Consider the following 6784-nt stretch of genomic DNA (forward strand, 5'->3'; position numbering starts at 1 on the left):
CGCATGGACAGTTTAACCAAAAACATGGGGATGGCGCAAATTCGTTGTCGTTTCACTCCCGGCAGCAGGTCAGTGCCGTTTCGTTATGAAATAAGAATACTGGGTAAATGGGAACCAACCAACCACAGTTTTGTGCAATGGGCTGTGGGGGAATACAGAGAACGGGGCAATGGGGTGATGGTATGAGTTTATTATTGTTAAAAAATCGCCCATTGGTGGTTATCCCTGAACTGGCGGTGCGCCTCGGGCTAAATGAGGCGATGGTGCTGCAACAATTGCAATACTGGCTGACCGAAACGGGGTCTGGTATCGAAGCTGACGGGCGGCGATGGATCTACAACACCATTGAAAAATGGCAGGAGCAGTTCCCGTTCTTTTCTGAGTCCACCATTAAACGCGCATTTGCCAATTTGAAAAAAATGAACGTATTACGCATTGAGCAAATCAATAAATCCAATCATGACCGCACAAATTATTATTCGATAAATTATGAACATGCGTTACTGAACGATGAGGTCAAAATGACCCCATCGAACCGCTCAAAGCCTCATCGTCGAGCAGGTCAAAATGACCTTATCGATGAGTGCAAAATGAAACGATCAAACGGGTCAGATTGCACTGCTCTGAACGGGTCAAATTGGCCTGATCTTACAGAGAATACTACAGAGACTACTACAGAGAATACTACAGAGACTACTACAGAGAACTCTTGTCAGGTTCCCGAGGAACCCGACCCCGCCCAGCAGGTATTAAATTATTTCAATCAAGTGACAGGCTCCCGTTACCGTGAGGGTAAAACGACCATAGGTTATATCCGTGCCCGGTTGAATGAAGGATTCGTGATGGAAGACCTAATGCTGGTCACTGATTACCTGACCGCCAAATGGGCTAACGATGGCAAGATGCGGGATTATCTGCGACCGAAGACTCTGTTTAGCCCAGAAAACTGTACGGAGTATTTCGACAAAGCCTGCAAGTGGTACGAAAAAGGCCGCCCAGCCTGTGTAAACGGCCGCTGGCTGAAAGTTGGAGAAATTGCCATCACCATTGACACCGTGGAGCGTGACACTACATTCCGGAAATTGTTTTCAACTGGCTGGAAACCTGCAAACCGCATTCAGGAACTGGCGGCACAACTGGCACGTAAGGCGGGCATAGGCCGCATGAGCGAGATAGCAGGTTTAGCCGCATGGCGGGGAATTTGGCAGCAGGCGGCAGAACAGGCAGCGAAAGAGCAGGGAGGGAAGGATGCGCAATAACCCCATACCTCACCGCATTGTTCAGCAGTTTAAGCAGCACGATGGATTTACTTCGCGGATGGTCACCGACGCGTTTGGAATCCCCATCGGCACCGCCACGGGCAGCTTGTGCAGGCTGATTGCCATTGGCGCCGTGGAAGTCAGTGGCACTCGTGAGCGGGGTGCTCGGGTTTATCGTGTTGTTCAGGGCGCAGATCACATCATGGCAGAATACTGGGAAAGGCTAAAAGCGAGTCGGGAAGCATTGCGCCATCGACGTCGGCCAATACCGGAAGGCAACCTGTTGTTAAAGCGTTTTGATGCATTACTGGCTAAAGCTCGGAGAGGGAAGTGACAACATGACAAATTTAATATCACACAGCTTAACCATGTCGAGCAGGGAGATAGCGGATTTGGTTGAATCCCGTCATGACTCCGTGAAAAGAACCATTGAGCGCCTGGCAGAACGGGGCGTTATCCAACGTCCACCATTGGTGGAAGTCAGAAATCACCAGAACCAACCCATTGATGAATACCGGATAGGGAAGCGGGACAGTTACGTAATTGTCGCCCAACTCTCTCCGGAGTTTACCGCCCGGCTGGTCGATCGCTGGCAGGCTCTGGAACAACATCAAGTTGCCCATATTCCTCAGACGTTGCCCGAAGCATTGCGATTAGCCGCCGATTTAGCAGAACACAACCAGGCACTGGAATCTCAATTGGCTGCCGCTGCCCCCAAAGTGGCGTTTGTTGATCGGTATGTTAACGCGAACGGTTCAATGACGTTCCGACAGGTGTGCAAGTTGATTGGGGCAAAAGAGCCGGAATTCCGTGGGTTCTTGCTGGAAAGACGGATTATGTATCGACTGAATGGCACTCTGTTACCTTACCAGTATCACATTGATACAAAACGATTTGAGGTCAAGACAGGCACCAATACCACCAATGCCCATGCGTTCGCACAAGCTCGGTTTACGGCCAAGGGAATGCGCTGGGTTGCAGGATTGTGGGCCGAGTACAAAGTGGGGTGCCTGGCATGAATTATTTGCTGACTCCGCATGTGCTTCGTGATCTGGGGCTGGTGGTATTCAAACCGGGTCGTAGTCTCCTGAATGGATTTCATGGCCGAATGTTGTTAATGCCCGAACCAACAGCACTTCAGTCCGCACCATCAGGGCAAGTGATTGAAGGACAATGGCTGGCTGCGGATAAGCGGCTGAACCCCTTCTTTCAGCATGAACGGGTACTCAAAATAACGGGCGGCATGGAGGCGATGAAACACTATATCGCCCATACGGTTTCAGCCTGTCAGGCAGAGGACGAGGAAGGTTATCACCATAATATGCTGACGGTAACCGTGCTTGATAACAGTGTGGTCAGAACGTGCTGGCATCATGACAATCAGTGCCGGGAGGGCTCCGATCGCATACAGGCGGCGGCAGAGAAAAACCGGCATCAATGGGTGCTGTATAACGTAGTGAGTTATTTCCGTTTGCCAGCCCATCATCAAGTGACGTGGCCAGAGCTATTTAGTTGGTCGGTTATCCATGGGGTATCGGATTTGCTACCGTCATTTATTAACCATCGTGCCTTACAGCGGATTGATGATCATGATGAGAAAATTGGCAGTACCACCAGCGAGCATGACATTAAATGGATAACTCAAACCTCACAAGACATTATCCATGAGCGCGTCGAACAAGTTAAAACGGTACTGGCTGCTGAGGTTGATCCTGAGCCACCCGCCAGCTTTATGCGTTCACCCAAATTACAGCCATGGCGCAATGAACATTGGTTGCAGTGGGTGAAGTCTCAGCCCTGTATTGCCTGTCAGCGTCCGGCGGATGATCCGCACCACATTATTGGACACGGTCAGGGAGGAATGGGCACCAAGGCACATGACCTATTTTGCTTACCATTGTGTCGAGCATGCCATAACGAACTGCACCGCGACAGATTGGCATGGGAGGATAAGCACGGCAGTCAGGTCGATTTATTGTTTCGTTTTTTGGACAGGTCACTGGGGATAGGGGCGATTAAGTGATGAAACTCGAATCAGCACTAAAACACTTTCACCCGAAGTCACCGACATTTAGCGATGCTTCCACCAGTACCGCCCCGGACAGAATGAAGGGCATGGATACGGCAGCGGCTTTAGGGATGGCGACATCACAGGCTGAATTTGGCATGACGGCATTCTTTGCCAAGAACGAGGTAAGTGAAGAAGACAAGTTCAGCACGGTAGAGGCATTAACAAAGTATGCAAGGCAAACCGTACCGAAGCTGATATCAAAAGCGGCAGGTAACAAGCTGGGTCAATGTTTGGTGATCTTATCCAAGATGGCGTTTGAGAATTATGCCCGTTCAGCCGCTTCAACCTGCCAATGTGCAGAGTGCCAAGGGAAAGGTCTTATCTATGGCATGAAAGAGGTTGAAAAGCATCCCGGTATTATTCGCGCTGATGGGGTGGTGCTTATTGAACCGTGGATTGAAGTTGAACGAGTAGGAGAGCTTTGCCAGAAATGCAACGGGAAAGGTGTGCTGTCAAACCGTTGTCGCTGCAAGGGACGGGGCATTATTTTGGACGAGGAAGAAACCGCTGTACGAGGTGTTCCCGTTCACAAGATTTGCCCTCGATGCTCAGGGCGGGGGTACAGTCGAGTGCCGTCATCAGTGGCTTATACCGCAATTAAGGCGCTTATCCCTGATTTGAACGAAAGGACATGGCGTCGGAACTGGAAACCGTTTTATGAAAAGCTGGTGGAGAAGTGCCGCACGGAAGAAAGACGCGCTGAAGAAGCATTCAATGAGGTAACAAAATAAACAGTTGCTTTTTGTCCGCAGCTGGCCTACCATCTTTAAATAGTGGGAACTTGTAACTATACTCACTACCAATTTTCAGACCTCGCCTCGGCGGGGTTTTTTGCTTTCTGACAGTCGTCAATTTTGAGATTGCAGTTCGATCGGGGTCGATCAATAGATATAGTATCTATAAATCAATAGGTTAATTTTTATTCTGTACGGTTTGGTCAACACTTCGATCAAGGTTAGAGAACACCCATGCAAGCCAGATAAATCAGCATGACAGGTTCTAAGGCGCAAAACATATTGTCATCGTGGCAATGTTATCTTGCATCTGATGTCAGAATGACGTCACTGACCGTTAGCCTCACGAAACGAGGCCCGCTACCAGCACCAAACTTCAAATTTACACCTCACTGAATTGTGCACTCGATTAACAGACAAATTTTATAGTGCGTCGCCATATATTAAGGTGTATTAATCTCTATACAATGGCGCTGGATTGAAATAAAAACAGGTCTAAGTAATATTAACTGGCTGTTTATTAGTAGGATGAAATTACCTTTAATAATTAATAATAAGTGAGGAATTAATGTCTGAAGTTAATAAGCCAGAGAAACAAAATAAGAAAATGGGATTTGAATGCCAAATCAACCCTGATGATTACAAAGTTAAAGCTAAAGTTGAATTGAGTAATGATATTACTGCGCCAGTCGGTTCTTTTCCTTGGGCAATAATTCAGGTGTATCTTGGTAAGAAAATGCGCTGTAAGGATTGGAGTTATCCAGAAAAATATATATATCTTAATACTCAAAAAGCCGATGACGACAAGGCGGAGCAGGTCTATTTACAAGTACACGATAGACACGACCATTCGAGAGATTGGCTTCCAGATCAGGACGATATGGTAGCGTGCGATTGGGAAGAGGCGAAGGTAAAGCTAAAGCCAGTGTGTCCAGAGGATAGTATGTATGTTTTTGACCTTACTATAGAATATGCTTCATCGAAAGATACTCTAGGTGGTCTCATGGAGATGTGGGGTTACGTGGACGAAACTGATGCAATTAAGTGGAATCCAAATCATCATGCCGTTGGTGCTATCAATATAGTATCCAATAATGCAGAGATTGTACAAACAGACTCATTCTATTGGGTAGAAACACCAAATACTTCTGGCAGTTGGAATATGCTTAAGTGGAATGTATCTACCCCCCATAATAAAGAGAGTTATGAGAAAATAAAAAATCTATTTAATAACAAAAATCTTTATATAACAGTTGATAGTATTACCTATTACCTTGGTAAGCCTTACGTTCCTACCTATAGCGAAGATGTATATAAATGCTTCACTTCCTACGCTCTCGGAATTCCCTATAGTTCTGAAGCAGGAAAATTAAGAGAAATACTGAAGCAACAAATAGGAAAAACCAAACGTTTTTGCGTCACCTGGCGTGATGAATAAATTCTAAATTCAAGGCTGCTTAATGCGGCCTTTTTCTCATTGCGGCTTAAAATTTTTTCAGAAATCTTCTCAATGGCTCCAAATCTTTGATGGTTTCTTTTGGGTTAATAACATCAAAAGCATTAAGAATGAATACGCGATCGGATGGATGAGTGTCGTGATAGTGTTTAATTTTGACGGTTTCATTATGAGCCCGTTCGTAGGAATTAATGGCAGACTTAAGTTTCTTCATTTTCCTTTCTGAAACCAGGGCGAGCAACTTATCAAAATCACGCTGACTTAGTTTTGTAAATGGGTACCTACCAGACTCTATTAAGGTAATCTCTTTTATGAGTTTTACCAGTATTTCATTCGATACTTTCCTACGTTCCTTTTTGTTTTGATCCTGCTTGTTTGCAAAATAAAGGGCAACGGGGATCAATACACCTATCACAGCAATAACGATTTCAAGTGTCATGAGGTATGCCTATGGAATTATCAATTATCACGTTAATTTCGCTTAGTGTATCAATGTTCAGTTTTGGTTGCGTAGTTGGTTTTATCCTGAAACGTGACTGAATAGCCATTAATACCCTTTCTGCAACAGAGGGATTCCCATATTTGCCACCGCAATCACTCTCATTACATCCGTATACACACATTGCGGCTGGCAACCTATTAACTCACGTGAGGTGAATGATGAATATTGAAGTGACTTTTCCTAAGTTATTCGAGCGCCCTTCTAACTTGGATATAAATGACGATGTTGAAAGATATGGGGTTGGTGCTTTTAACCAGTCGTATGTGCAAATATTGATTTCAGAGATTGAAATTACAGATTTTATGAATGTTAATGATGAGAACAAACTTTTGACGGAACCGAAAATTACTTTTAGGTACCAAGAGGACTATAGTAAAAATAAATCCATCGGGGAATTTATTGATCGCGCTGAAAAATACGCAAAGGATATGGTTTCTAAAATATTAAAGGCGGCACGGTGACCGCCTTACCTATCACAACTTGTTATTAATGTGTCTCTTACTCAGCTCAAGAGCTTCATGAACGGCTGGAATGTCATAATTTATTTTTTCCAATTCAGTAATTAATTCTTTTTTTTCTGATTCTGATAAAGTTCTCAGCATAGACTGCACAATAAATTCAAGTGCCATCATGCGGCTTTGAAGTGCTTTGACGTCCTTAATAATTTCACTAACGTTCATATGTAACATTTTCCTCGAAGCTGATCAGCCATCACTTCGGTTGGTTAATATTTGGCTGATCTAACAACATACCTTAAGTATC

The 6784-nt window shown here is 45.1% G+C and carries 10 protein-coding genes; 8 read left to right on the forward strand and 2 right to left on the reverse strand.

Translation table 11 applies throughout. From position 1 onward, the window contains the following. The first annotated feature begins 3 nt into the window (after window positions 1-3). The 7 genes from FE392_RS10955 to FE392_RS10985 all read left to right on the forward strand — a co-directional run bounded on the left by FE392_RS10955 (window position 4) and on the right by FE392_RS10985 (window position 5502). The gene (locus FE392_RS10955) at window positions 4-186 is read left to right on the forward strand and encodes a hypothetical protein (RefSeq protein WP_319930256.1); all 183 of its coding nucleotides are present in this window, start codon (window positions 4-6) and stop codon (window positions 184-186) included. Next, window positions 183-1259, forward strand: a complete 1077-nt coding sequence (locus FE392_RS10960) for a conserved phage C-terminal domain-containing protein (protein ID WP_319930257.1) — start codon at window positions 183-185, stop codon at window positions 1257-1259. Before FE392_RS10955 ends, FE392_RS10960 begins: the two co-directional genes overlap by 4 nt. Then, entirely contained in the window at window positions 1249-1593 is a 345-nt protein-coding gene (locus tag FE392_RS10965; protein WP_319930258.1) for a hypothetical protein, read from the forward strand. The genes FE392_RS10960 and FE392_RS10965 overlap by 11 nt, the downstream gene beginning before the upstream one ends. 4 nt (window positions 1594-1597) lie before the next feature. Then, window positions 1598-2278 carry a phage antirepressor KilAC domain-containing protein gene (locus FE392_RS10970; RefSeq protein ID WP_319930259.1) on the forward strand — a complete coding sequence of 227 codons (681 nt, stop codon included), beginning with the start codon at window positions 1598-1600 and terminating at the stop codon, window positions 2276-2278. Further along, a complete protein-coding gene (locus tag FE392_RS10975; protein WP_319930261.1) occupies window positions 2275-3282 on the forward strand; it encodes a DUF968 domain-containing protein in 1008 nt (335 codons plus the stop codon). Before FE392_RS10970 ends, FE392_RS10975 begins: the two co-directional genes overlap by 4 nt. Then, on the forward strand, window positions 3282-4061 hold the full coding sequence (locus FE392_RS10980; protein WP_319930270.1) for an antitermination protein Q: 780 nt from the start codon (window positions 3282-3284) through the stop codon (window positions 4059-4061). Before FE392_RS10975 ends, FE392_RS10980 begins: the two co-directional genes overlap by 1 nt. Window positions 4062-4632: 571 nt before the next feature. After that, complete coding sequence (locus FE392_RS10985) at window positions 4633-5502, forward strand: Thoeris anti-defense Tad2 family protein (protein WP_319930262.1); 870 nt, start codon at window positions 4633-4635, stop codon at window positions 5500-5502. Window positions 5503-5548: 46 nt separating this feature from the next. Here the strand turns inward: FE392_RS10985 and FE392_RS10990 are convergent, their stop codons facing one another. Next, window positions 5549-5959 (reverse strand): hypothetical protein, encoded by a 411-nt coding sequence (locus FE392_RS10990; RefSeq protein WP_319930263.1) that lies wholly within the window; start codon window positions 5957-5959, stop codon window positions 5549-5551. 218 nt (window positions 5960-6177) lie between these two features. Between FE392_RS10990 and FE392_RS10995 the strand changes: the two genes are divergently transcribed. Continuing rightward, entirely contained in the window at window positions 6178-6483 is a 306-nt protein-coding gene (locus tag FE392_RS10995) for a hypothetical protein (protein ID WP_319930265.1), read from the forward strand. Between the two features lie 12 nt (window positions 6484-6495). Here the strand turns inward: FE392_RS10995 and FE392_RS11000 are convergent, their stop codons facing one another. Continuing rightward, window positions 6496-6702 (reverse strand): hypothetical protein, encoded by a 207-nt coding sequence (locus FE392_RS11000; protein ID WP_319930266.1) that lies wholly within the window; start codon window positions 6700-6702, stop codon window positions 6496-6498. Window positions 6703-6784: the final 82 nt, after the last annotated feature.

This window comes from Xenorhabdus santafensis (genome assembly GCF_033949405.1).
GTDB lineage: Bacteria > Pseudomonadota > Gammaproteobacteria > Enterobacterales > Enterobacteriaceae > Xenorhabdus > Xenorhabdus santafensis.